This window comes from Desulfobotulus sapovorans DSM 2055, from assembly GCF_059569355.1.
In genome coordinates this window covers 299,611-324,140 of the sequence record NZ_JCANVJ010000001.1, presented here as the reverse complement: position 1 = coordinate 324,140, position 24,530 = coordinate 299,611, and the positions used below count along the sequence as shown (strand labels likewise).

Annotated in this window: 20 protein-coding genes and 1 tRNA gene; 5 read left to right on the top strand and 16 right to left on the bottom strand. The window is 55.8% G+C overall.

The genetic code is table 11. The features are described from left to right. On the top strand, positions 1 to 1,122 hold the full coding sequence (locus BR04_RS01300) for an RNA-guided endonuclease InsQ/TnpB family protein (RefSeq protein WP_496354169.1): 1,122 nt from the start codon (positions 1 to 3) through the stop codon (positions 1,120 to 1,122). Here BR04_RS01300 and BR04_RS01295 read toward each other — a convergent pair. From BR04_RS01295 to mfd, 12 genes are all read right to left on the bottom strand, one after another. Next, complete coding sequence (locus BR04_RS01295; RefSeq protein ID WP_496354168.1) at positions 1,070 to 1,465, bottom strand: PhzF family phenazine biosynthesis protein; 396 nt, start codon at positions 1,463 to 1,465, stop codon at positions 1,070 to 1,072. The genes BR04_RS01300 and BR04_RS01295 overlap by 53 nt on opposite strands. Positions 1,466 to 1,522: 57 nt before the next feature. Next, a complete protein-coding gene (gene ligA, locus BR04_RS01290) occupies positions 1,523 to 3,541 on the bottom strand; it encodes an NAD-dependent DNA ligase LigA (RefSeq protein ID WP_496354167.1) in 2,019 nt (672 codons plus the stop codon). Between the two features lie 41 nt (positions 3,542 to 3,582). Beyond that, on the bottom strand, positions 3,583 to 3,843 hold the full coding sequence (locus BR04_RS01285) for a hypothetical protein (protein ID WP_496354166.1): 261 nt from the start codon (positions 3,841 to 3,843) through the stop codon (positions 3,583 to 3,585). Positions 3,844 to 4,047: 204 nt separating this feature from the next. Further along, positions 4,048 to 6,123 carry a glycine--tRNA ligase subunit beta gene (gene glyS / locus BR04_RS01280; protein ID WP_496354165.1) on the bottom strand — a complete coding sequence of 692 codons (2,076 nt, stop codon included), beginning with the start codon at positions 6,121 to 6,123 and terminating at the stop codon, positions 4,048 to 4,050. A 40-nt stretch (positions 6,124 to 6,163) separates the two neighbouring features. After that, a complete protein-coding gene (glyQ, locus tag BR04_RS01275; RefSeq protein WP_320353970.1) occupies positions 6,164 to 7,033 on the bottom strand; it encodes a glycine--tRNA ligase subunit alpha in 870 nt (289 codons plus the stop codon). A 52-nt stretch (positions 7,034 to 7,085) separates the two neighbouring features. After that, complete coding sequence (locus tag BR04_RS01270; RefSeq protein WP_496354164.1) at positions 7,086 to 8,132, bottom strand: GHMP family kinase ATP-binding protein; 1,047 nt, start codon at positions 8,130 to 8,132, stop codon at positions 7,086 to 7,088. A gap of 116 nt (positions 8,133 to 8,248) precedes the next feature. Continuing rightward, positions 8,249 to 9,064 carry a DNA repair protein RecO gene (recO, locus tag BR04_RS01265; protein WP_496354163.1) on the bottom strand — a complete coding sequence of 272 codons (816 nt, stop codon included), beginning with the start codon at positions 9,062 to 9,064 and terminating at the stop codon, positions 8,249 to 8,251. A gap of 19 nt (positions 9,065 to 9,083) precedes the next feature. After that, complete coding sequence (gene mgtE / locus BR04_RS01260) at positions 9,084 to 10,436, bottom strand: magnesium transporter (RefSeq protein WP_496354162.1); 1,353 nt, start codon at positions 10,434 to 10,436, stop codon at positions 9,084 to 9,086. Between the two features lie 168 nt (positions 10,437 to 10,604). Next, complete coding sequence (locus tag BR04_RS01255) at positions 10,605 to 11,297, bottom strand: RodZ domain-containing protein (RefSeq protein ID WP_496354161.1); 693 nt, start codon at positions 11,295 to 11,297, stop codon at positions 10,605 to 10,607. A 56-nt stretch (positions 11,298 to 11,353) separates the two neighbouring features. Further along, positions 11,354 to 12,316: a peptidylprolyl isomerase gene (locus BR04_RS01250; RefSeq protein WP_496354160.1), complete on the bottom strand. Its 963-nt coding sequence runs from the start codon at positions 12,314 to 12,316 to the stop codon at positions 11,354 to 11,356. 1 nt (position 12,317) lies between these two features. After that, positions 12,318 to 13,115, bottom strand: coding sequence for a SurA N-terminal domain-containing protein (locus BR04_RS01245; RefSeq protein ID WP_496354159.1), 798 nt, complete (start codon positions 13,113 to 13,115; stop codon positions 12,318 to 12,320). Between the two features lie 61 nt (positions 13,116 to 13,176). Continuing rightward, positions 13,177 to 16,674, bottom strand: a complete 3,498-nt coding sequence (gene mfd, locus BR04_RS01240; protein ID WP_496354158.1) for a transcription-repair coupling factor — start codon at positions 16,672 to 16,674, stop codon at positions 13,177 to 13,179. Between the two features lie 31 nt (positions 16,675 to 16,705). Between mfd and BR04_RS01235 the strand changes: the two genes are divergently transcribed. From BR04_RS01235 to BR04_RS01220, 4 genes are all read left to right on the top strand, one after another. Next, positions 16,706 to 16,781: transfer RNA gene (locus BR04_RS01235), tRNA-Thr, on the top strand. A 307-nt stretch (positions 16,782 to 17,088) separates the two neighbouring features. Further along, a complete protein-coding gene (locus tag BR04_RS01230; protein WP_496354157.1) occupies positions 17,089 to 17,409 on the top strand; it encodes a hypothetical protein in 321 nt (106 codons plus the stop codon). A gap of 54 nt (positions 17,410 to 17,463) precedes the next feature. Further along, complete coding sequence (locus BR04_RS01225; RefSeq protein ID WP_496354156.1) at positions 17,464 to 17,751, top strand: integration host factor subunit alpha; 288 nt, start codon at positions 17,464 to 17,466, stop codon at positions 17,749 to 17,751. A 129-nt stretch (positions 17,752 to 17,880) separates the two neighbouring features. Next, entirely contained in the window at positions 17,881 to 19,431 is a 1,551-nt protein-coding gene (locus BR04_RS01220) for a glycosyltransferase family 39 protein (protein WP_496354155.1), read from the top strand. A gap of 15 nt (positions 19,432 to 19,446) precedes the next feature. On the opposite strand, the gene BR04_RS01215 is transcribed toward BR04_RS01220, so the two are convergent. From BR04_RS01215 to BR04_RS01200, 4 genes are all read right to left on the bottom strand, one after another. Further along, the gene (locus tag BR04_RS01215) at positions 19,447 to 21,597 is read right to left on the bottom strand and encodes a PAS domain-containing sensor histidine kinase (protein ID WP_496354154.1); all 2,151 of its coding nucleotides are present in this window, start codon (positions 21,595 to 21,597) and stop codon (positions 19,447 to 19,449) included. 3 nt (positions 21,598 to 21,600) lie between these two features. After that, positions 21,601 to 22,338 carry a dolichyl-phosphate beta-glucosyltransferase gene (locus BR04_RS01210; RefSeq protein ID WP_496354153.1) on the bottom strand — a complete coding sequence of 246 codons (738 nt, stop codon included), beginning with the start codon at positions 22,336 to 22,338 and terminating at the stop codon, positions 21,601 to 21,603. 24 nt (positions 22,339 to 22,362) lie between these two features. Continuing rightward, a complete protein-coding gene (locus BR04_RS01205) occupies positions 22,363 to 22,917 on the bottom strand; it encodes a phosphoribosyltransferase (protein WP_496354152.1) in 555 nt (184 codons plus the stop codon). A 272-nt stretch (positions 22,918 to 23,189) separates the two neighbouring features. Further along, positions 23,190 to 24,494, bottom strand: coding sequence for an NCS2 family permease (locus BR04_RS01200; RefSeq protein WP_496354151.1), 1,305 nt, complete (start codon positions 24,492 to 24,494; stop codon positions 23,190 to 23,192). Between the last annotated feature and the right edge of the window lie 36 nt (positions 24,495 to 24,530).

The following is a 24,530-nucleotide window of genomic DNA, read 5'->3' as shown; positions in this document are numbered from 1 at the left end:
ATGCTCATTGCCCATAAGATTGCCCTTGATCCAAATAACGTCCAGGAAAACTACTTTGCCCGTGCTGCGGGCACGGCCCGTTTTGCCTACAACTGGGCTTTGGATCAGTGGAGCAAACAGTATGCGGCATGGAAAGAAGACCCAGGCCTTCCAAAACCTTCCCAGATGTCCCTGCGCCGGGACTTGAACGCCATCAAGCATACGGATTTCCCATGGATGAAGGAAGTCACCAAATGCGCTCCGCAGATGGCCATTATCCAGCTTGGCGAAGCGTTTAAAAACTTCTTTGCGGGTCGTGCCAAGTATCCGACCTTCCGCAAAAAGGGCGTGAACGACCGCTTCAGCATCACCAACGATCAGTTCACCGTTAAAGGGAAAAAGATCCGCATTCCGGTTCTTGGCTGGGTGAGAATGCGGGAAGAGCTTCGTTTTACAGGAAAGATCCTGTCTGCCACCGTCTCCCGTGTGGCGGACAGATGGTTTGTCAGTATCGCCGTGGATATCTCTAAACCCGATCACCTTCCCGTCGCCGAAAACCAAGGCGCTGTGGGTGTTGATCTTGGCGTATCCACACTGGCAAGCCTTTCCACGGGAGAAAAGATTGAAGGCCCCAAGGCTCACACCGCCCTTCTGAAACGCCTGCAACGCCTTTCAAAGTCCTTGAGCAAAAAAGAAAAAGGCTCTGCAAACCGCAACAAGGCCAGAAGAAAGCTTAGCCGTATTCATGCCAGAATCCGCAATATCCGCAACGATTCCCTGCACAAACTCACATCTTCCCTCACCCGCAGGTTCGATACCCTTGTGGTGGAAGATCTGAACGTGAAGGGCATGATGAAAAACAACAAGCTGGCCCGTTCCATCAGCGACATGAGTTTTTTCGAGTTCCGCCGCCAGATCACCTACAAGGCGGAAATGCGTGGCGGCCTTGTGAAGTTTGCGGATCGCTGGTTTGCCAGCAGCAAAACCTGTTCCGGCTGCGGTCACAGGCTTGAAACGCTGTCCCTTTCAGCCCGGTCATGGATCTGTCCGGAATGTGGGATGTCCCATGACCGGGATGTCAATGCGGCTATCAATCTGAAAAACCTTGCAGTTCACAGTACGGCGAGTTCCGCCGGATCTTGAAGCCTGTGGAGAGGAAGGCTCTGGCTCTCGCCGCAAGGCAGGGGTGAAACCAGCCTCGGGGAAGCAGGAAGTCAGCGCCAAAGCTACCTATGGGTAGATTTGGGTAGGTCTGGCAGAACGGCAGCTCCTCCTCAACGGTGAAGATCCGGGCTCTGGCCCCTGAAGCCGAAACCTCAGAAAGAAAGATGGATTCAAACTGGCGCATTTCCTGCGCAAGCCGCTGCATGAAGGATGAAGACCAGCCATCCGCCCCTAAAAAAACGGCAAGTCCGTTGCCCGTTAATGGCCCGCAGGAAAATACATCCACGTGAAAAAAAATAGGATTTGCTGTACCTGTCTTCATAGAAGTCTTCATTTCACAAGGGGAAGAACACTTTAAAGAGGCTCAAAAGAATGCGGTTTATTCTCTATTCCCAAGCATCGCCAGCAGGCCCGCCTCATCCAGAACGGGAATCCCCAGGGCGAGGGCCTTTTCCTGTTTGCTCCCCGCCTTGTCTCCAGCCACCACAAAATGGGTTTTTGCGCTTACGCTTCCCGTCACCCTGCCGCCTGCGGCCTCGATACGCTCCTGGGCTTCCTTGCGGGAAAGACTGGGAAGAGTGCCGGTAAGGACAAAAATTTTTCCCTGAAGACCGCCCTTTTCCACATCAGAAATTTTTTCCGGGGTGACACAGAGACCCTGGCCAAAAAGTCCTTCCAGGGCCTCGCGGTTTTCCGGCCTCGAGAAATGATGCTGAAGGGATGCGGCCACCACAGGGCCAATGCCCTCAATGGCAGAAAGCTCCCTTTCCTCCGCAGCCATCAGCGCTGAAAAATCTTCAAAATTTCTGCTGAGGAGTCTGGCCGTGTGCGCCCCCACATGGCGGATGCCCAAGGCATATAAAAGGCGGGAAAAGGGCAGAACCTTTTTTTCCTCAATGGCTTTCACAAGATTTTTTGCGGATTTTTCGCCCATGCGCTCCATGGCGGACAACGCTGCCACATCAAGACGGAAAAGATCCGCATACCCCGTCACAAGCCCCCGGTCCACCAGCTGGTTCACCAGTTTTTCGCCAAGGCCTTCAATGTCGAGAGCCGCCTTGGAGGCAAAATGACGGATGCGTTCTTTAAGCTGGGCAGGACAGGTCGCGGACACACAGCGCAGGGCCACCTCCCCTTCCTCCTGCAAGACCCTGCTCTGGCACACAGGACAGGTCTCCGGCATTAAAAAAGGTTTTTCCGATCCGTCCCGCAGATGAAAAAGAACCTTCACCACCTTGGGGATCACGTCTCCGGCCCGCTGGACAAAGACCTGATCGCCGATGCGGATGTCCTTTCTTGTGATCTCATCCATGTTGTGCAGGGTGGCCCGGCTTACGGTGACCCCGCCCACCTCCACAGGAGTGAGGATGGCCACGGGGGTGAGCACCCCCGTCCGGCCCACCTGCACCTCTATGGTCTCAAGGCGGGTGCGGGCCTCCATGGCGGGAAACTTCCAGGCCAGGGCCCAGCGGGGTGTCCGGGAGGTCATACCCAGAGCGTCCTGCATGACAAAGGCTTCCACCTTGATGACCACCCCGTCCACCTCATAGGGAAGATCCTCCCTCCCGCTGAGCATGGCGGCGTAGAGTTCCGGCACCTCTCCGGCCGGAACAGCGCTTCTCACAAGATCGCTCACGGCAAAGCCCGCATGACGCAAAAAGGTGAAGAGTTCTTCCATGGAAGAAAGGGAAAGGCCCCGCACCTCCCCCAGGCCATGGGCAAAAAAACGCAGGGGCCGGGAAGCGGTAACGCGGGAATCCAGCTGACGCAAAGAGCCTGCGGCCGCATTCCTCGGATTGGCAAAGGCACTTTCAGAAGCTTCTTCCCGCTTCCGGTTCAGGCGGAGAAAACCTTCGCGATCCATGACCACCTCCCCCCGGACTTCCAGCACTTCCGGAAGCCCTTCCCCCTGAAGCCGCAGAGGGAGGTTGGCGATGGTGCGCACATTCTCCGTAATGCCCTCGCCCACCATACCGTCTCCCCGTGTGGCTGCCTGCACGAGAATGCCCTTTTCATAGCGCAGGGAAACGGCAATGCCGTCCATCTTGGGTTCCACGGAAAAAAGGGGAGAGACAATCCCGGCTTTCAGGATCCGCTGGACAAAGGCGAAAAACTCCGGCGCGTCAAAGGCGTTGTCCAGACTGAGCATGGGCCTTGCATGGGCAATCTGGGGAAAGGCGGAAAGGGGAGCCGCCCCCACCCTCAGACTCGGGGAATCCGGAGTCTGCAAGTCCGGGAAAGAAGCTTCCAGTTCCTGAAGCTCCCGGAAGAGACCATCATACTCCGCATCGGAAATTTCCGGGTCATCCAGCACATAATACCGGTGGCTGTGATACTGAAGCCTTTCCCGCAACCAGACCGCCCGTGCTGCCGCCACTTCCATGCCCCCCTTTTCCATAAAACTTTCCAGCCCTCCCCGTTGTCCTGCATGGATGGATCTTACCCCATGGGGTTGTTGAACTCTTCGAGACCATCTTTAATTTCATCAATGATATCATAGAGAAACTGCACATCTTCTGTGGTAAGACGACCGGCCTTGACCGGCGCACGATCCGAACCGTCCTTTTTCTTCAGCATTCTGGGCCCGATCTGAAGCTTGGCCTCCCCCCCGGCATAGCTGTGGATGGCCACCACCAGCCCCGTTTCCTCGGAGTGCCAGGATTTCAGTACCTTGTCCTTTTCCGGATCAAAACCTGCCATTGCATCCTCCTTCTCTCTTTTCCACAATGTTCCCTGCACCCGTTGCGAAGGGAATTTCTTAAAAATCAATTTGATTACCACCCTGTCCTGCCATGTGTCGCAGATTTTACCCCTGTAGCTGACGCAGAATGGTACTCCGTAAAATCAAAAATCACTTCCGGGAACCCGGCCCCATACCAGATTCCCGGAAAAAAAGTATCCCTTTCAGCCCATGCGGGAAAAATCGGCGATCCGGCCAAAAAGAGCCGCAATGGTGGCAAGAAGCCCCAGGCGGTTGGCCCTTAAGGCCTCATCCTCGGCCATGACCATCACCCCGTCAAAGAAGGCATCCACCGGAGTCCGCAGAGTGGCGATGGTGGCGAGGGCTGCATCCAGATCCCCTGCGGCCATCTGCTCTTCCACGGTCTTGGTACAGCGCATCAGGGCTTCATGAAGATTTTTCTCGGAAACTTCCGCAAGAAGGGCAGGACTCACTTCGGGCCTCACCTCCCCTGCTTTTTTCAGGAGATTGGCCGCACGTTTGAAAGCCCCTGCCAGGGCCATGAAATCCGCATGGTGTTTCATGCGGTCGAGGGCTTCGGCCCGTCTGCGGATTTCAGGGACGCGATCCCCCTCCACAGCCAGAACAGCGGCAAGGCTTTCCCTGGAAAGTCCCTGCTCCGCAAGCAGGTTGGAAAGGCGGGTTCGTATGAACTCCAGAACCGCACGGCGGGTCTCTTCCGTATCCTCGGTCTTCTTATCCCCGAGAATTTCAAGACCAAAGCCCACAAGATCCCCAAGGGAAAGGGAAAGATCCCGCTCAAGCAGCATCTGAAGGATGCCTAGGGTGGCCCGGCGCAGGGCAAAGGGATCCGCCGCACCCGTGGGCCTCAGCCCCACGGCAAAACAGCCGCAGAGGGTATCGAGCTTGTCCGCCATGGCCAGCACCACCCCACAGAGATCTCTGGGCAGAGAACCACCGCTGCCAAGGGGTTTGTAGTGATCTTCCATGGCAAAGGCCACCCGCTCACTTTCCCCCCAGAGCAGGGCATAGGCCCGGCCCATCACGCCCTGCACCTCCGGAAACTCATAGACCATCTGGGAGGCGAGGTCGGCCTTGCAGAGGCCTGCCGCACGGTCAATGTCCGCCACAAGCGCCGCATCCAGCTCCAGCGCCCCGGCAATACGCGCAGCGAGCGCCCGGATTCTTGCCACCTTTTCGGCAATGGTGCCGAGCTTTGCCTGGAACAGAACCTGCTCCAGCTTCCCGTTCCACTGCTCAAAGCTGGCCTTTCTGTCCGTATCCCAGAAGAAGCGGGCATCGGAAAGCCTGGCCCGCAGCACCCGCTGGTGCCCCTCCTTCACAAGGTTCATGTCTTTGGGGCGGGTGTTGTTCACGGCGATGAAGTTGGGAAGCAGCCTCCCCTCCGTATCCTCCACGGCAAAATATTTCTGATGCTCCCGCATGGAGGTGATGAGCACCTCCCTCGGCACCTCAAGGAAGGCGGCATCAAAACTTCCCATCACAGGACAGGCCGCCTCCACAAGGTGGGTGTTGATGTCAAGGAGCCTGTCATCGGGGATCACCCTTGCACCTGCTGCGGCGGCCACGGCCTCCACGCTTGCGGCCACGGCAGCCTTACGCTCCGCCACATTCACGATGATGCCGCCCTTTTTAAGGATGCCCTCGTAGTTTTCGGGAAGATCGATGGTCAGGGGGGCCGTATGGTGAAAACGGTGTCCTGTGGTGCTGCGACCCGAAGAGATGCCCTCCAGCTCAAAGGGAATCAGCTCTTCGCCGAAAAGGGCCACAAAACCCACAATGGGCCGGGCAAAGGCCAGATCCGTATGGGCCCAGCGCATGGCCTTGGGAAAGGGAAGAGCCCGTACGGCTGCGGGCAGAAGTTCTGTAAGAAGCTCTGCCACAGGTCTTACCTTTTCCTCCACACGGGCAAAAAGGTAGCGGCCTTTGGGGGTGTCCCGGATTTCAATCTTTTCCAGGGGAATCCCCGCCTTTTCCGCAAACTTCACCGCAGGCACACCGGGGTTTCCGTCCGGCCCGAAGGCGGCCTTTTCCGGAGGCCCCATCATTTCCGTGGTTTCCGGACGCTGCATCAGGGCCACATTCCCAATGCGCACCGCAAGGCGACGGGGGGTGGCAAAGGTCTCCACAGGGCCAAAGGCCACACGGGCGGCCGTCAGCTCCTTTTCCAGAAAGGCGGCCAGGGCCGCCACCGCAGGATCCAGATAGCCTGCGGGAATCTCTTCGGTTCCGATTTCAAAAAGCAGGGTTTTCATCATTCTCTGTCCTTCATGGATGCAGGCTTTTCCTGGAAAAGGGTTATTTTTTGAGGAGGGGAAAGCCCATGGCCTCCCGCTGGGCCAGATAGGCCTCGGAACAGGCCCGTGCGATGTTCCGGATGCGGGCGATGTAGCCCGTGCGCTCCGTCACGCTGATGGCCCCCCGTGCGTCCAGGAGATTGAAGGTGTGGGAACATTTCAGGCCGAACTCATAGGCGGGCAACACCAGGTTCTTTTCAATGAGCCGTTTGGCCTCAGACTCGAATTTTGCAAACAGATCAAAGAGAAGGGGCACATTGGCCTCCTCGAAATTGTAACGGCTCTGCTCCACCTCCTGCTGGTGGAAAATGTCCCCATAGGTCACGGTGTCGTTCCACATGAGATCATAAACGCTGTTAACCCCCTGAAGATACATGGCAATGCGCTCCAGCCCATAGGTCAGCTCCACGCTCACGGGCTTCACCTCAATGGAGCCTGTCATCTGAAAGTAGGTGAACTGGGTGATCTCCATGCCATCGAGCCAGACTTCCCAGCCCAGCCCCGAAGCGCCCAGGGTGGGGGATTCCCAGTCGTCCTCCACAAAACGGATATCGTGGGCCAGAGGATCCACACCAATGGCCTTCAGACTGTCGAGGTACATCTCCTGCACGTTGGGAGGTGAGGGCTTGATGATGACCTGAAACTGGTAGTAGTGCTGCATCCGGTTGGGGTTTTCCCCGTAACGGCCGTCCGTGGGCCTGCGGCAGGGCTGGGCATAGGCCACGCTCCAGGGCTCCGGGCCCAGGGCTTTCAGGAGGGTTGTGGGATGGAAGGTGCCTGCCCCCACCTCCAGATCATAGGGCTGGGCCTGCACGCATCCCCTGTCCGCCCAGAATTTCTGCAGGGTGAAAATGATATCCTGAAACCGCATATCCATTGTCCTCAAGCTTTAAAGGTTAAAAATCCAGACCGCACCCCGAACATCACAGAAACTCAAAAAGGATGCCATCCTTCTCCGGTGCGGCATCCAGCAGCATGGCGCCGGGTATGCCGGATGCCACTGCCTCCCACTTCCTGCGCAGGCTGGCAATCCTGTCCGGCTCCCCCAGTGCCCAGAGGCAGCCACCGCCTCCGGCACCACAGAAACGGACACCGCAGTCCAGCTTTTCCGCCTCAGCCGCAAAGCGCTGTCCGGCACTGTCCAGCACCTCCGGCGTCAGGGCCAGGCGGATTTTCAGCTCCTCTTTCATGAGCAGAACCGCATCCGGGAAGTGAAGTCTGGACACAGCCTCTCCGAAATGCCGGGTCAGAACCCCGATGTCCTCCCATTCCTTCCGGGTTCGGCCCTCACGGAAGCCCTGCACCCAGCGGCCATTGATGGCAAGGGAATCATGGGGCTCTCCGCAGTATACCAGCAGCATGGAGTCCCGCAGCCTGTCATAGGATACCGGTTCCACAAGGCTGGTCTGTTCCCAGGGATAAGCCCCTCCAGCCCCGTTCCAGAACCAGAGATGCACACCACCAAAGGCCGCAGCCAGCTGATCCTGCAAACCACAGGGCACACCGGCAACGGCGGACTCCAGATCCCGGGCACAAAGAGCGATATCCGCAGCCTTAAGACCCTGCTTTTCAGAACTCTGAATCCGCATCAGAAGGGCCGTCAGCACCACAGCCACCACGGAAGATCCCCCAAGGGCGCTGCGGGGGGGGGAATCGGACACGATTTCCACACAGAGATCCCCTGCCCCGAAGGCATCGAGAATCGCAAAAACCAATCCCAGCGGATGGCTGTAGGGTGCCTTGCCACTGGCAAATTCCGCAGGCGCAAACCCACGGGAAAGCACCTTCACCCGACCCTTTTTAAAGGGCGTCAGCGTCACGCGGGTACGCAGATTCAAAGCCATGTTGAAGGTGCAGGCAAGATCCGGCCCAAGGGTATGATAAAAAAGGGGCAGATCCAGGGTTCCTCCAAGATCCACGCGGCAGGGAGCTGACGCGGTATAGGCTTCTTCCGGCATTGTTTTTTTCATCGACCCACCTTTTTACGGGTTTCAGGATACAGAAGATCGGTTGCATACCGCAGGGTGCCTGCATAACAACCGGAGTTTTCCGGAAAATCAGGGGGACGGCATTCCGGCTCTGAACCTCATGCCCCCACAGCTGCAAGCGGTTTTGTATGAAAAGTGGCTTCCATGCCCGGATCCTTGCGGATACTCTTCAGGTATCTCAGGGATCGGAAATCCCGTCCCAGATGAAAGGAAACAAAGGCTTCCAGAAAAGCAAGACCTTCCCGCGCCGCTTCCCTGGAAAAAAAGACCCGGGCTCCGCCCTTTTCATGGCTCTTCTGAAGCCAGCAGAGGGTTTTTACGGTTCCGGGTGCCAGGGGGTGTACCCTGGAGATGGGTGCACAGCCTCCACAAAGAACACGGCTGCGTCCAAAATCGAAACAAACACGACCTGACCGGACATTCTCCAGGCTCAGGCCACACCCGCCGCAGGTATCCAGCCCCGGTGACAGCCCCGCCAGGGTGAGAAAACGAAGCTGATAGAGAAGGCTCAAAATCTCAGGAGGCTGGTCTCCAAGGTGCAGAGCCTGCAACATCTCCTGAAACAGGCCATAGAGCCTGGGCTGAGGTGCCCCTTCCTCCAGCCAGAGACAGAGAATCTCCGACCAGTAGGCCGCATAGCCCATACGGATAAAATCGGTACGCAGATTTTCAAAGGGATCCAGCAGGCGTACTTCCTGCAACACGGGCAGAGCCCCGGATTTCGGACGACTCAGATCCGGAACAAGCCTTGAAAACAACTCCAGCTTCCCGGAAAACCGTTTTCTGCTTTTCCGGGCATTTTTGGCAATGACACTGATCCGGCCCCGTGACCGGGAAAAAAGGGTCAGGATCAGATCATAATCACCATATTCCACACGACGCATCACAATGGCAGAATCATCGTCCATGTTCATGGGGTTCTTCCTCAGTGTTTCACATCCCCAGAAGCCTGGTGGCAATGGTAAAATACAGATAGGCCGTAATAACGTCCGTGCTGGTGGTGACAAAAGGCCCTGTGGCCACGGCGGGATCGATTTTCAGTCTGGCCAGGGTCAGGGGCACGAGAGATCCCATGAAAGCGGCAATGGTCATGGAACATACCATGGCAAGCGATACCGCTACGGTCAGCATGAAAATACTGTACTGCAATTCCGCCACAAGACCGATGAGGGTACCATAGACCCCCCCCAGCACCAGCCCCACAAGAAGTTCCTTGCCGATAACCCGCCAGAAATCTCCCATGGAAAGCCTGCCTGTGGCAAGACCACGCACCACAATGGTGGAGGACTGGGTACCCACGTTCCCGCCCATACCGGCAATCACCGGCATAAAAGCCGCCAGATAGGCGTACTGAATCAGAATTTCCTCAAATCCTGAAATGACATAAAATGCCAGAATCCCCCCCAGGCAGGAAGCAAAAAGCCAGGGAAGGCGGATACGGATTCCCCCTAAAATGGTCTGGGTTTCCACGAACATATCGCCCACACCGGCCATTTTGAGGATATCTTCGGTGGCCTCCATGCGGAAGATGTCAATAACGTCATCCACGGTGACAATCCCCACCAAAACCCCCGTCTCATCCACAACAGGAACCGCCAGAATGTCATAGCGGGCCACAATCTTGGCCACCTCCTCCTGATCCATGGAGGTCTGTACGGAAACAAGATCGGGATTCATAATCTGCTTCAGCCGGGTATCGGGCTTCACCACCACCAGCTGACGCAGGGAAATCACCCCCACAAGACGCTTCAGATCATCCACCACATACAGGTAAAAGGGCATTTCAACATCCCGGTGTTCATTTTGCAGGGATTCGATGGCCTCCTTTGCCGTGGCATCCTGGGACAGAGCCACAAAGTCCGGCGTCATGATACCGCCAGCCGTGTCATCACTGTAGCGGAGCAGGCCTTCCACCTCTTCGGAGCCTTCCCTTTCCATCTTTTCAAGAACAGCAGCAGCTGTTTCCGGTGGCATGAGTCCGATGAGGTCTGCCACGTCATCGTTGGGCATTTCATCCAGGATACGAACGATGTCGTCCACGGGCATTTCCCGTATGAATTCAAGAAACACCGTCTGTTCCAGCTCGGAGAGCAGGAGCCCCTGCTGCTCCACATCCGTCATCATGGAAAAAAGACGTTTCTGATCCGCAAGACTGACATACCGGAACGCATAGGCCAGATCCGCCGCATGGGTTTTACGGACTATCTTTTTCAGGTGCGGAACCGCATTGCGCCGCAGAAGACGTTTGATGCTTTCCACAAGAATACTGTGCCGGTCGTTGAACATGAATCCCCCACTTCCCAGGCCATAGCCAGAACGCAAAAAAACCCGTTCGATGCCGCAACTGCCCCTGGGGTGGGATGCAGATGGATATCGGCGGGTTGGAAAATAAGAACAGGCAAGGGCATCCCCTTGTGACAGAAACGAATCCGTCAGGTTCGCTCCGTCAGCACTTTAGGGAAGATGCAAGGTCACCGCCTGCCCACTCGCGCCGGAGAGGGGAACAACTTTTCCATTCAGGCGCAGACGCACCCCCGTAGCGCTTCCAATCAAAAGATTATACGTTTTTTCCGCATCAAATTCAAGAATATCCCCCGGATTCATGGAAAAAGAACGGGCCTGCTCCTCATCCCGTATCATCTTGATCCAGGTGGACTCCGTTGCACGGATTTCCAGATGCTGGACGCTATGAGCCGTCTTCTGGGGAAGGGGTGCATCGGGAAGAGATTCCGGAACGGGAAGGGAAGCCTCCGTCACCCGTTCTCCATGGAAAAAAAAATTCACCAGAAACAAGCCCACAAAGCTGACAAAAAAAATCAGAAAAAGCATCAGCAGGCCCACCCGAAGCCCCTGGATCATACGCTTTTTGCGCAAACGTTTTTTCTGGGCTTCCTCCCGGGCCGTATCCCAGCTTCTGCGGGCTTCCCTGTACAGAAGAAGGGCATGATCCGGATCCAGCCCCACCTCCAGGGCGTAATGCCGGATAAATCCCCGAACAAAAACCGGTTCAGGAAGACGGGCATGGTCTTCCTCTTCCAGCCATTTCAGGGTTTCTTTTCCCGTGCAGAGCCTTTTTGCCAGATCCGCCGTTAAAAGGCCCGCCATCAGGCGACCATTCTGGAGATAGGTACCAAAACTTTCTTCCATTTTTCTGATCCTTCCCCTCGCTCAACCACTCCGGAACCAAGCACTTCAAAACGATCCTACTCCACCATGCGCACATGGGCTTTTTCACGAAGACCCCGAATCCACTCCTGAAATCTCTGGTTTACCTCCTGCTCGTAAAGCAAATCGGCAATTTCATCGCTGACCTCTTCCAGGGGTTTTGCCGCCTGCACATCCACTTCCAGCACCTGAAAAATCTGAAAACCCTGGGGCGTTTGCAGCAGACCGGAAACCCCTCCCTCCGGAAGATCGGAAACCGCCTCACGGATCACAGGCGACAGGGCTTCCGCATCAAACCAGCCCAGATCCCCTCCCGGCCCGGCTATCCGGGAAACACTTTCCCGACCTGCCAGCTCCGCAAAAGGGGTTCCTTCATCCAGGGAACGGAGAAGGGCTGCACCCTTTGCTGCACTGTCCCCATCAGCGGAGGCTTCCGCAGGGAGCAGAATATGGGCCAGACGGTAGCGCTTTCCGCCTCCGAAACGCTGGGGATTCTGCTGGTAAAAAGCGGCAATGTCCTCTCGGGTCACCACAATTCTGGAGCGTACCTTGTAATTCACCAGACGGGATCGCAGCATCTGATCCCGTGTCTGCCTGCGGTAAAGCTCTGGGGTCAGGCCTTCGGCCATCAGGGCTTTTTCAAAAGCTTCGGGAGAAAGATTATTCGCCAGACGAAACTGTTCCACAGCCTGCTCCACTTCCTGGTCTGAAATCTCAATCCCCGATTCTTCCACGGCCATATCCGTTATGGTCTGGTCAATCATCTGGCTGAGCATTTCAGAACGGTAGCGTTTCAGAAGGGACTGGGTCTCCACAGCCCCATATCCGGCAGCCTCAATACGCTCCTTTATCGGCGCAAAAGCCTCTTCAAGGGCCACCTGGGTGATGATTCTGTCATCCACAAGAACCAGAATACGATCCACAAGGGTCTGGGCCGATACCCCAGAAAAAAAAGCCGAAAACATCAACAGCAGAATGCCGGATCCCATACGTTTTATCATTTTATGAACCTGCTTTTCCTTGCATATCCTCGCCAGGGGCGGGTTCAGGGGGTATGATCTCCCCACCGCCTTCTTCATACGGATCGGCCTCCAGGGGCCGGGTTTCCGGAAAAACCTCATGCAAAAGCGCATAGTTGATCCGGAGAGGTACACGTTCCCGCATACCCTGAAGCCATCTTGCATACATTTCTGCGGATTCCTGACGCCGCAGACGGACAACCAGTTCCTCCGCAAGGGCTTCCGTCAGGAGAACCTCCTCCGGCTTTTTCCCCAGCTCCTGACAGTATTCCATAAAACAGGCCCGCAGGGCTTCGGGACGAATCTCCACTTCCTGCTCCAGAATCTTTTCCGCGATCTTCTCCATCAGAATTCTGCGCCGCAGGCCTGCTTTCCAGGCCCTTTCAGACAGGGCGTTTTCCGAAAGCATCCGACTGAAAACCTCCTTCGGATACGAATCCCGAACCTCAGCAATCCCCTGCGCGATCTCCTCCTCAGAAATCCCTAAGGTGTTCTGACTGGCCGCAAGCTCCAGAAAAAGGTGCTCACTGAGATCATGAAGCACCCGCTGGTGCAAGCCCCGGCGTATACCGCTGTCCTGCAACAGGTTATGGCTGTAAGCCGTTGTCGCCATATCGTAGGCATCCCGGTACTCCTTGAGGCTGACCCCCAGGGTTTCGGTGCGCAGTACCCAGTCCGCATCCGGCCTGTCCCATGGCCGACAGGCGGGAATCAGAAAGATACACAGAAAACAGAGAATGCCGGGATAAAAAAAGGAAAGCGCTGCGGAAAAGGGCTTCATCATCCTCCGGGATGGACATCGGGCGCAGGAAAACATCTTGGGTGCAATCCCCTTCAAGCCCTCAGGCGTTAACACGGGCCACTATTTCTTTCAAGATGTTTCTGGCCTGCACCATGGGCGGCTGTTTTCTGTCCTTGATCAGATCCACTTTAAGGCTGCCATCGGAAAGAAAGGTCATGGCCTGGGGGAAAAGGGTCACCACCTCCCCCAGAGCCAGGGGGCGTTTCTGATGGATTTCCGAAAAAGCCAGCACCAGATGACGCTCCGTGAGATCCAGCCTCCGGACACCGGCCTTCACACACAGTACCTTCAGCATGATCTTAAGAAGAATATTGGCCGCCTCGGAAGGAAGTGCCCCATAGCGATCCGCAAGCTCTTCCCGGAAAACCTTGATCTCCCCCAAAGAAAGCATACGGGAAAGTTTGCGGTAAATGGCAATGCGCTGCTCAATGTCCGGAACATAGGACTCCGGAATATAGGCATTCATGGACAGGGTAATCTCCGGCTCCAGGGGATCCAGCACCGGTTCTCCCTTCAACTCGGAAACGGCATTTTCCATGAGCTGGAGAAACATGTCATAGCCCACGGCGGCGATATGCCCGGACTGACTGGCCCCCAGAGCCGCACCGCCTCCCCGGATCTGAAGATCGCTCATGGCAATCTGGAATCCGGAGCCAAGATCCGAGTGTTCCATCAGCACCTTCAGCCTGCGGATGGCATCCCGTGAAAGCTGGCTTTCCTCCGGCACAAAAAGGTAGGCATAGGCCTGGGCATCCCCCCTGCCAATGCGACCTCTCAACTGATACAGCTGGGAAAGTCCGAAAAGATCCGCCCGGTTGACAATCATGGTATTGGCAGAGGGAATATCAAGACCGGACTCAATGATGGTGGTACAGATCAGAAGATCCGTTTCCCTGCGGATAAAGGCCAGCATCTGATTTTCAAGCTCATCCTCCTTCATCCGGCCATGGGCCACCCCGATCCGCACCTCCGGAAGCAGCTCCCTCAGGCGGGCTGCCTGGGATTCGATGGAATGAATATGATTGTGTACAAAAAAGACCTGCCCCTGCCTTTCCATCTCCCGTGTCACGGCCTCCCGGATCACACTCTCGTCATAGGCCGATACATAGGATAAGATGGCCTGACGTTCCTCCGGCGGGGTCGCAATGACACTGATATCCCGCATTCCCATAAGGGACATGTGCAGGGTTCTCGGAATGGGGGTAGCCGTAAGTGCCAGAACATCCACGGTTTCCCGCATTTTCTTGAGAATTTCCTTATGCCGGACACCGAAACGCTGCTCCTCATCAATGATGACCAGCCCCAGGTTTTTAAAGTGCACATCCTTTTGCAGCAGCCTGTGGGTGCCGATCACAATATCCAGGGTACCGTCAGCCATCTCCCCGATAATTTTCCGCTGCTCCCCGGCACTGCGAAAACGATCCAGAGCGGCAAGCCGAACGGGATAACGGTCGAAACGCTGACTGAAGGTACGGTAATGCTGTTCCGCCAGCACGGTGGTGGGCACCAGTACGGCCACCTGACGGCCATCCATCACAGCACGGAAAGCGGCACGCAGGGCCACCTCGGTCTTGCCGTACCCCACATCGCCGCACACCAGACGATCCATGGGGGAGGCACTGCCCATATCCGTCAGCACTTCCCCGATAACCTTCAGCTGATCCGGGGTCTCCTCATAGGGAAAGGCGGCTTCAAAATCCTGAAAATGATGGTCCACGGGACTGAAAGCCTCGCGCACATGCACCTTGCGGGCGGCATAGAGACTGAGAAGTTCTCCGGCCATTTTTTCCACGGCGGCCCTGGCCTTCTCCCGGGCCTTGTCCCAGCCCTTGCCTCCCATCTTGTCCAGCACAGGCTCCAGACCATCCACGCCCACATATTTGTGGAGAATCCCCATACGGTCCACGGGCAGATAAAGCCGGTCCCCGTCCCTGTAGGTAAGGAGAATGAAATCACTGAGAACCCCGTTCATGCGGAGCTTTTCCAACCCTTCAAAACGCCCCAGACCATGATCCGTATGCACCACAACATCACCTTCCCGCAGTTCCCCCAGGTTGAGAAAGCGTTCCTTTGCCGTGGTTTTCGGGGCTTTCCTGCGGCGCTTCTTGGCACCGAAAATCTCCTCCTCACTGATGAGGGCAAGACCTTCCTCCGGCCAGACAAAACCGGAACGCAGACGGCCTTCACAGATAAACATTCCAGGCCGGATTGCCCGCCTCACCGCAGCGACATCCTCGGCCATCTTCAGGGAAAGTCCGTAGGCCATCAGCAGCTCCCCCACCCTATGCACCTGGGAAGCGGTGGCACAGACAAGGGCGACCCTCAACCCTTCCCGTACCCTGGTCTGCAGCCAGTTCACCAGAGGCAGAAGAGGTTGAAGCCCGCCCTGGCGGCCCGCCAGCTCACCGCAGATCTGCACATTGTCTCCCACATCAAAGTGCAGCACCCGCCCCGGCACATCCAGAGAAGCCAGTTCCCGAAAAACAAGGGATCGGCCCTGGGTCATGCGCTGCATCAAGAGCTCCCATGAAACGTAAAGATCCGTCTCCGCCACGGCAGGCCGCTCCGCAGCCAGGGCTTCACGCCGTGCAAGATGCACCCGTTCCGCCTGACGCGCCACCTGTACAGCGGCCTTTGCAGGATCTTCCACCACCACAAGGCTGTCTACATACAGATAGTCCAGCAAGAGATCGGATTCGGGATAGAGCAGGGAAAGCTGGCCCTCAATGGCCGGATGGATACCCGACTCCCGTACCCTTTCCACCATCTCCCGAACCTTGCTCACCCTCAGCCCCGCTTCGGCGGCCACCTGACGCACCCTGCCGAGGAGGGCCTCCACAGAAGCAGGTTCCAGTACCATCTCCTTTGCAGGCAGAATCAGGGCCGTTTCCGTATCTCTGGCCTTGCGCTGGGTGACGGCGGAAAAAAAGCGGATGGATTCCACCTGATCCCCATAGAATTCAATGCGCACAGGATCCGTATGGGCCGGAGAATAAAGATCCAGAATACCGCCCCTCAGGGCAAAATCCCCGAATTCCTCCACCAGGGTGCTGCGCTGATACCCGCAGGCCAGAAGACGGGAAACCAGCGCCTCCCGGTTCACCTCTTCTCCCACCACAAGGGGGAGAGAAAAGGCATCCAGAACGGCCATGGGCATGATCCGCTGCACCAGGGTTTCCGCAGAAACAATGAGCACCTGCGGCGGCTGCCCGGAAAGACAGGCATGGAGCAGACGTATCCTGCGGGCCACGGTTTCCGTGTGGCAGGCCATGGACTGGAAGGGCAGAACATGGTAGGCGGGGAAAATTTCCGCAGAGAGTTCCCCTCCCCCCCAAAAAAAGCGCAGTTTTTCCAACGCCTCTTCCGCTTCCTTCTGTCCCGGAACCACGAGAAGCATGCCCTTTTTTTCCCTGGCAGCCAGACTGGAAACCACAAAGGAACGTGCCGCATCGGGAAGTCCGGTACAATTTACGGCCTCCTTTCCCGCAGCCAGAAGATCCGACAAGTAAGACAGTATTTTTTTTTCTTGATTTTGCATCATGGTCACTGTATGAATTTGCTCGTTTGTTGCCGGCGTAACTCAGTTGGTAGAGTAGCTGATTCGTAATCAGCAAGTCAGCAGTTCGACTCTGCTCGTCGGCTCCATCTGAATACCAGGGGATTTTTCGCTTGTCGAAAAATCCCTTCTTTTATGGAATTCCACGTCTCCATCCCTGTCCGGGACAAGGCGGGCACATCATAAACGAATCCCGCCAGAGGACAAGCCCAAAAAATACCCCGGAAAAACAGGGGCTCTGCCGTATTGCCACGGGAAAGAGATTGGCACCTTCTCCTGTACGGGATCGTTCCTTGACTTGAACCGGAACGCCGTATATGTATTTTTCTTTCTGTGACCTGTACACAGACGCCACTGTCAACCGGTTCAAATGAACCGCCATGGATGGAAGCCGCTATGAAATGCATTGATGGCGTTGAGGGTGTGGCAAAAAGAATCATTGATATCCTCTACAAAACCTCGCGGGATCAGGGCTGCGATGATACGGAGTGTATCCGTTGCCTGAAGGCCGCCATAGAAGGGGCGGGCGGTTTTGTGGCGGAAAACCGGGAAATTGTCAATGAACCCAGCCTGCTGACCCGAGAACTCTACACCTATGCCAAAAACCTCTGGCTTGCGGGTCGAAGGGAAAAGGCGGAATCTGAACCGGCACCCGACGAAGAATATTACGGGTATTATTTTGACCGTATCTATCACCAGCAGCATTACCCCCTTTGAATCCTCCCCTCTGATGGCACGGGAAAAAACGTAAAAAAGATATCAGGAGCAGGAATGGCACTGACCAAAAACGACATTGTGGAAAGAGTAACGGATATCGGCTTTAACAAAAAAAAAGCCATTGACATCATTGAAATTCTTCTGAAGATCATGAAAGATGAACTTGCCGAAGGAGAGGATGTCCTTGTTTCCGGATTTGGAAAATTCTGCGTCAAGGATAAAAACTCCAGGCGTGGCAGAAACCCTGCAACGGGGGATGATCTGATCCTCCGGCCCCGCAGGGTGGTTACCTTCAAATGTTCCGGAAAACTCCGGGACGCCATCAACGGGCCGGAAGCCTGATCCCATAAGCCTCACGGCCGGAGAGTTCACCTGGAGAGGGCGGACTCTCCGGCCTTGTTCCTACCCCCGGTTCCCAGACACTGGCCCGCTTCCCCTGATCCCGCATCCTTTTACGATGGAAACCCAGCCATGTTCCTGAAATCCACCAAGCCTTTCGCCCTGGCCCTTTGGATCCTTGCCCTTTTCACCCTCATGCGTTTTTTCCATGCAGGGGCCTTTCTGCTGGTTCCCGATGAAACCAACTACTGGCAGTGGGGCCGCTATCTGGACTGGGGCTATCATGATCAGGCTCCCATGATCGGCTGGCTGATCCGCTTTTTCTGTGAACTCATGGGCCACACGGAACAGGCCGTACGCATGCCCTCCATTCTGGGGATGGGAATCGCGGCCCTCTACATGGTGCTCACGGCCCGCCGCTGGTTCGGGGATCAGGTGGCCCTGGGGACGGCCCTTCTCACCCAGTCCGTGCTGATTTTTCAGGTGGGCGGTATTCTGGCCACAGCCGACGGCATCCAGGCAGCGGCCTGGGCCGGAGCCACCTACCATGTGGCCCGGGCCTATGAGGAAAACACCTGGAAACACTGGCTTCTCGGAGGTTTCTTCTTTGGCTTCGGCCTGCTCTCCAAATTCACCATGGTGCTCTTCGGTATCTTTGCCCTGGGCTATGGCCTTTTTTCCAGGGAACACCGCTCCCGTCTCGCAGGCGTCCGGCCCTGGCTGGCCGTCCTCTTCGGCAGCCTGCTTTTTACACCCGTCATTGCCTGGAACGCTTCCCACAACTGGAACTCCCTGCGCCATGTGGCCCATCTCGGTGGGGCAGACAGTGCCCCTGCCTTTACCCTCAAATACTTTTTTGAATATCTGGGCTCGGAAATGGGGCTGCTGACCCCCCTCATCTTCGTTCTCGTGGTCTTTGCATGGATTGCCGCCCTGCGCCGGGATGCACCGGGAAAACGCTGGATCCGCCATTATCTTGTGGCAACCTCCCTGCCCATGGTGCTCTTTTTCGGACTTCTCAGCCTGCACACCCGTATCTACGGAAACTGGCCAGCAGCGGGCTACCTCGGGGCTGCGGTACTCGCCGCCGCCTTTTTCGGGCCGGGAAGTCCTGACCAGGAGGCCCCCCTCTACAAAAAAGGCCGCAGACTCTGGCCCTGGGCCATCGGATCCGGACTTTTTCTCACCGGCCTGCTGCTTGTGCATGTGCTGGTTCCCTTTCTGCCCATCCCGGCGCCCAAAGATCGCAGCGCCTATGAAAGCCTGGGCTGGGATCTTCTCGGTCAGCGCGTGGAAGCCATTGCACAGGAGATGCCCGGTGCAGAGGGACTCTTTTTCTTTGGCATACGCTACCAGATTGCCAGTGAACTGGCCTTTTACATCCCCGGCCAGCCGCCTACCGTTTCCATCAACCGCTGGGCAAGACCCAATGTCTATGACTACTGGTGGGAGGATGCGGATCTGCTGGGAAAAAACGGGATCGGTGTCATGCGTACACCGGAGTACAGGGAAAGACTGCTGGAGGTCTTTGAACGGGTATCGGAACCGGAGGTCTTTACGGTAATGCGGAAGGGAGAAAAGGTACGGAATCTGTTCATCTACCGTGGCTACGGTTTCAAGGGAGGACTGAAATGGCGGCCTTCCAGAGCCGATGACATCCGGGCCATTCAGACTCCCGGATAAAATACTTTACTGCACTCAGGGTACGATCTGCCTCGAAGCCGTCCAGAAATCCGGATCTTCCGCCGGAATCAGGCTTTCCCCCATGGGAATCCATACGGCAATACGGCACCCCTCCCCCGGATTGGAACGAATCTCAAAACGTCCCCCCAGAAGGGCCACCCTTTCGGCCATGCCCTTCAGGCCCATCCCCCTTTCCGAAGAAGCAGGGCCATCCCAGCTTTCCGCATCAAAGCCAATGCCATTATCGGAAATCCGGACAATAATGTCCGGATGGGAAGCAATGAGCCGTACATCCACCTGGGTGGCCCCCGAATGCTTCCGGATATTGCTCAGTGCTTCCTGCACCAGTCTGTAGATATTGATTTCCCTGTCCGCATCCCTCACCACCGTGTCCATGCCTCCTGAAACAAAATGCACAGGAATTCCGGAATACTCTGAAAATTCATGGCAGTAGCGGTACAGGGTGTGGGCAAGCCCCAGATTGTCCAGATCCGGTGGCCGAAGATCATAGGCAATTTCCCTGAGATCCTTGATGGTCTCCTGAAGACGTCTGGAAATGAGGCTGGCCCGATGCCGCATATCCGGCTGGTTTTCCAGTGCCAGAGCCAGATCCTCAAAGGAAATCCTCAAAGAGGACAGATCCTGGGCCACATGGTCATGGAGATCCCTTGCAATGCGGTGCCTCTCCTTTTCCAGGGCGCGAAGCAGTTCATGGGTGAGATGGGCAATGCGGCGCTCGGCACTTTTCAGATCCGTAACATCCCGGGAATAAAGGGCCACAGCCGTGACCCTGCTGTCTTCACCCATAATGGGATAAACATGATGGACAAAGGTTCTGGTCTCAAACATCTCTTCAAAGCTCAGCCCCTTTCCCCCTTCAAAAACAAGGCGTATCATGGGGATACGCCGGGCAGACACCTGGGGAAGCCAGAAATTTTCCACGGTCTCCCCCCGAAGATCCGCCACCTCCTCCCCCAGCTCCCTGGCGGCACTGGCATTGCTGTCGAGAATTCTGCCCTCCGAATCCAGCAGAATCACGGCATCAATGGTGGCATCCAGTATCCCCCGGAGGCGTTTGGACGTGGCCAGCAGAGCTTCCTCCATCTTTTTCTGGTGAGAAATATCCGTAATCACGGCAAAACTTCCCAGAAAACTGCCTTTTTCATCCAAAAGAGCTTCCGATGAGACAATCACGGGGATACGCTTGCCGGAATGGTGCAGGAGTCTTGTCTCATAGGCGCTGCGTATGCCCCGTTTCCGTTTTTCAAACTCCAGGGCCACAGTGTCCCGGATCTCCTCTTCCACAAGCTCCAGAAAACTGTAGCCCAGCAAATCTTCCCTGTCACATCCTACCAGTTCACAAAAACGGTCATTCACATACACGATTTCTCCGCCTGGACCGGAAACCCCCAGACAGTCGTTCATGCGCTCCACCAGGTGACGGTAACGGCTGCGGGATTCACTGACCCGTGCGGCCAGCTCCCTGGCCTGACGTTTCAACCTCTCTTTCGCCTCTTCCAGGGCCAGACGGGAAAGATAATCCCGCACCCGCAGGCGATGGCTGGCCTCCGTCACGACAAGACAGATACCAATGCCTGTCAGCATAAGAAGATGGCTCACCAAGAACAGGGATACCTTTTCCGGGGCATGCTGCACCAAGAGCAGAAACACATACAAAAAATACATCGCCACAATATGGGGAGCAATGATCCGCGCAGGCAGAGCCATCAGGGAGGAAAAGGCCACCACCACCATGAGAAAACCGGCATAGTAGGAGGTTCGGTAGCCATCGGTGATCAAAATGATGGCAATCATCCCCAGGGCACAGGCATAAAAGCCCAGAAGCCCCAGCCAGAAACTGCGCCTCCCCAGATCCAGTTTTCGGTTCAACCAGAATAAAACCAGACAAACCAGGCCCGTACTCACACGAACAAAAAATAAAATCTCTTTTTTTTCAGGATAATAGGCCAGATCCGACACAAAAAAAAAGGGAAAGAAAACACAGCCAAGAAAGAGGATAATCCCCGTACGCTCCCGGATCAGAGCCTGCTGATCCTGCCAGAAGCCTTCATGTTTTTCTGGGGAAAGCCGTACCGGACTCCCGAAAAACAATCCTTTAATCACCGCTCCGCTCTTTCCCGCCATATTCAGGAAACCGCCTGACATGACTTAAAATTTCCCTATGCGTATGGACACCCTGTGCAGTCTCCGGATCCGGAAAAGTTCCCGGAAAACGCTAAGGCTTTTGGCAAAAGTGTCATACTGGATACGGGAATCCTCCTGATGGGTCCAGGTAACGGGAAACTGCGCCACCCTGTACCCCAGACGACGGGCCAGATACAGAATCTCAGGATCAAAGATCACACTGCGCAGCTTCTGCCTCGAAAAAAGATCCTGACAGGCTTTTCTGCTGAACATCTTGAAACCGCACTGGGTATCCGGATAATCCAGCCCGAGATAAAAATTCTGCACCAGGGTATAGAGCTTACCGGAAAGCTCCCGCAAAGGCTGCTGATGTCTTGTGATGGAGGCCCCGGGAAGGGCCCTCGAAGCCATGGCAATATCGCTTCCTGCATCCATCAGGTGCATCGCCGTATGGATAAAATCCGCAGGAACAGAATAGTCCGCATCCATAAAAAGAATACGATCCCCGCTGGCACGCAGCATCCCGTAACGCACGGCATGGCCCTTACCCCGGTTGGGAAAATATTCAAGGCAGCGCAGACGCAGTCCTTCCGGGACAAAAAAATTCTCCACCACAGAGCGGGTACCGTCCCGGCTGCCGTCACTCACCACCAGCACTTCCGCTTCCATTCCCTGCCGGGTAAGCCAGCCGAGGGTCTCCCTTAAGGTATGCGGTATGCGATCTTCCTCGTTGTAGGCAGGAATCACCACGGATAGCTTCATGTTCTCCCCTTCAGAAAATCCGGTTCAGGGCCAGACAAAACCCTTTCTGGCCATTTCATCTGCATTCAGGCCATCCAGTTCATGGGGAAGGACAATCCAGTCCTTTGCCCCGAAAATACGGTAAAAGTAATCGGGCTTCATGGAGACAAGACTGTTTTCCGGTTTATAGTACAGCGTCGCCATGGAGAGATGGACATCCGGATAGGGCAGCTTTGCCAGGATGGCATCCCGCACGGCCTCAAAGGTTTTACCCCGATCAAAAATATCATCCACAACAAGAACCCGTATACCGGGTTTTATATGGCGGATAACGGCATCCACGTTGTCCACCATGATCTCGTTCCGGGCATCAAAAATCCCCGTATAGGAACGGGCCTGTATGGTGGCATAGTCCTTACCTTTTCCCGTAAGAACCATGAAAACCTCCTGCATATAGATGGATACCTGGGCCCCCCCCCGGGTCACGCCCACAAAGAGATCAAAATCCAGCCCCTTGCGAAACAGATCCTTGGCAAAGGCCCAGCAGTCCTGCTCCATCTGCCCTGCGGATATATAGTGCTTCTCATGATCAGCTTCCATCTTCCCCCTTATTCATCTTAGCGTGCATCTCCGGCATCCCCCGAAAATCAGAGGGAAGACTAAAGATCCGTACCTGTCATTTCTTGCGGCGATATCGTATTGAAACACCGTGCATCACACAACCGTACAGGCATGACGACATGGGACAAAAGGGCTTCCGGCCCCCCCCCAAACAACACGCGAAACGGTTGCAACAGCACAAAAAAACGGCTCCCCGGACAACAATCCTTGAATCCCCTCATAGTTAAGGATACGGGAGCCGTTTTTCTTTTTTACATGGCTTTCAGGAGAAGCTCAAGCAGGGAAAAGAAACCGATCCCCCACATCACGGGATGAACGGAACGGATCTTTCCGGAAAAGGAGGAAACCAGAATGAAGGAAAGAAATCCCACGCAAAGCCCCATACTGATGCTGTAGGTCAGGGGCATGAGAATAATGGTGAGAAAGGCGGGAAGAGCCGTTTCAAAATTCTGGAAATCGATCTTCTGGACATTCCGGAACATGAAAACCCCCACCACAATCAGAGCCGGAGCCGTTGCAAAGGCAGGCACCACGGCAATGAAAGGTGTTACCAGCAGGGCCGCCAGAAAAAGCAGGCCCGTGGTGATGGCGGTAAGACCCGTACGTCCACCCTGAGCAATACCGGAACCGGATTCAATATACGTGGTGGTGGTACTGGTTCCCAGCAGGGCACCGGCCACCGTGGCTACGGCATCCGCCTCCAGCACCCGGTCAATGGAACGGATATTGCCATCCGTATCCACCATATCCGCCTCGTAGGAGCAGGCCACGACGGTACCGATGGAATCAAAAAGATCCACGAACATAAAAGAGAAAATCGCACCAAAAAGCCCCCATTTCAGGGCGGAAAGAATATCCAGTTCCAGAAAAAGAGGGGCCAGGGAAGGTGGCATGGAAATTATGCTGGAAGGGATGCTGACCTGCCCGAAGAGCATCCCCAGAATGGTGGTGACCAGAATCCCCACCAGAATGGCTCCGCGAATGGCCATCACTTCCAGAATGGCAATGAGGGCCAGCCCCGCAAGCCCCAGCACCACAGGTGGGTTCAGCTTGCCAAGCCCCACGAGGGTGGCGTGATGATCCACAATCAGGCCCAGGTTCTGAAAACCGATAAAGGTAATGAAAAGCCCGATCCCCGCAGCCGTCCCCAGGCGAAGCTGTACGGGAATGGCGGCAATCACCCATTTCCGGATCCCCAGAAGGGTCAAGATCAGGAAAACCACACCGGAAATAAAAACAACCCCCAGAGCGGTCTGCCAGGCCATCCCCTGTCCCAGTACCAGGGTATAGGCGAAAAAGGCATTCAGTCCCATTCCCGGAGCCATGGCAAAGGGCACATTGGCCCAGACCCCTACAAGGATGGTGGCCAGGGCGGAAGCCAGAATGGTGGCTGTAATCAACGCCCCCTTGTCCATCCCGGCATCCCCGAGGATGTTTGGGTTTACAAAAATAATGTAAGCCATGGTCAAAAAGGTGGTAAGCCCCGCCATAAGCTCCTGACGCAGGGAAGTCTTATTTTCCCCAAGTTTAAAAAAAGCATTGAGTTGTGCAATCATGATCCTGGTCTCACTGTAAAAACGTATACATTCTGA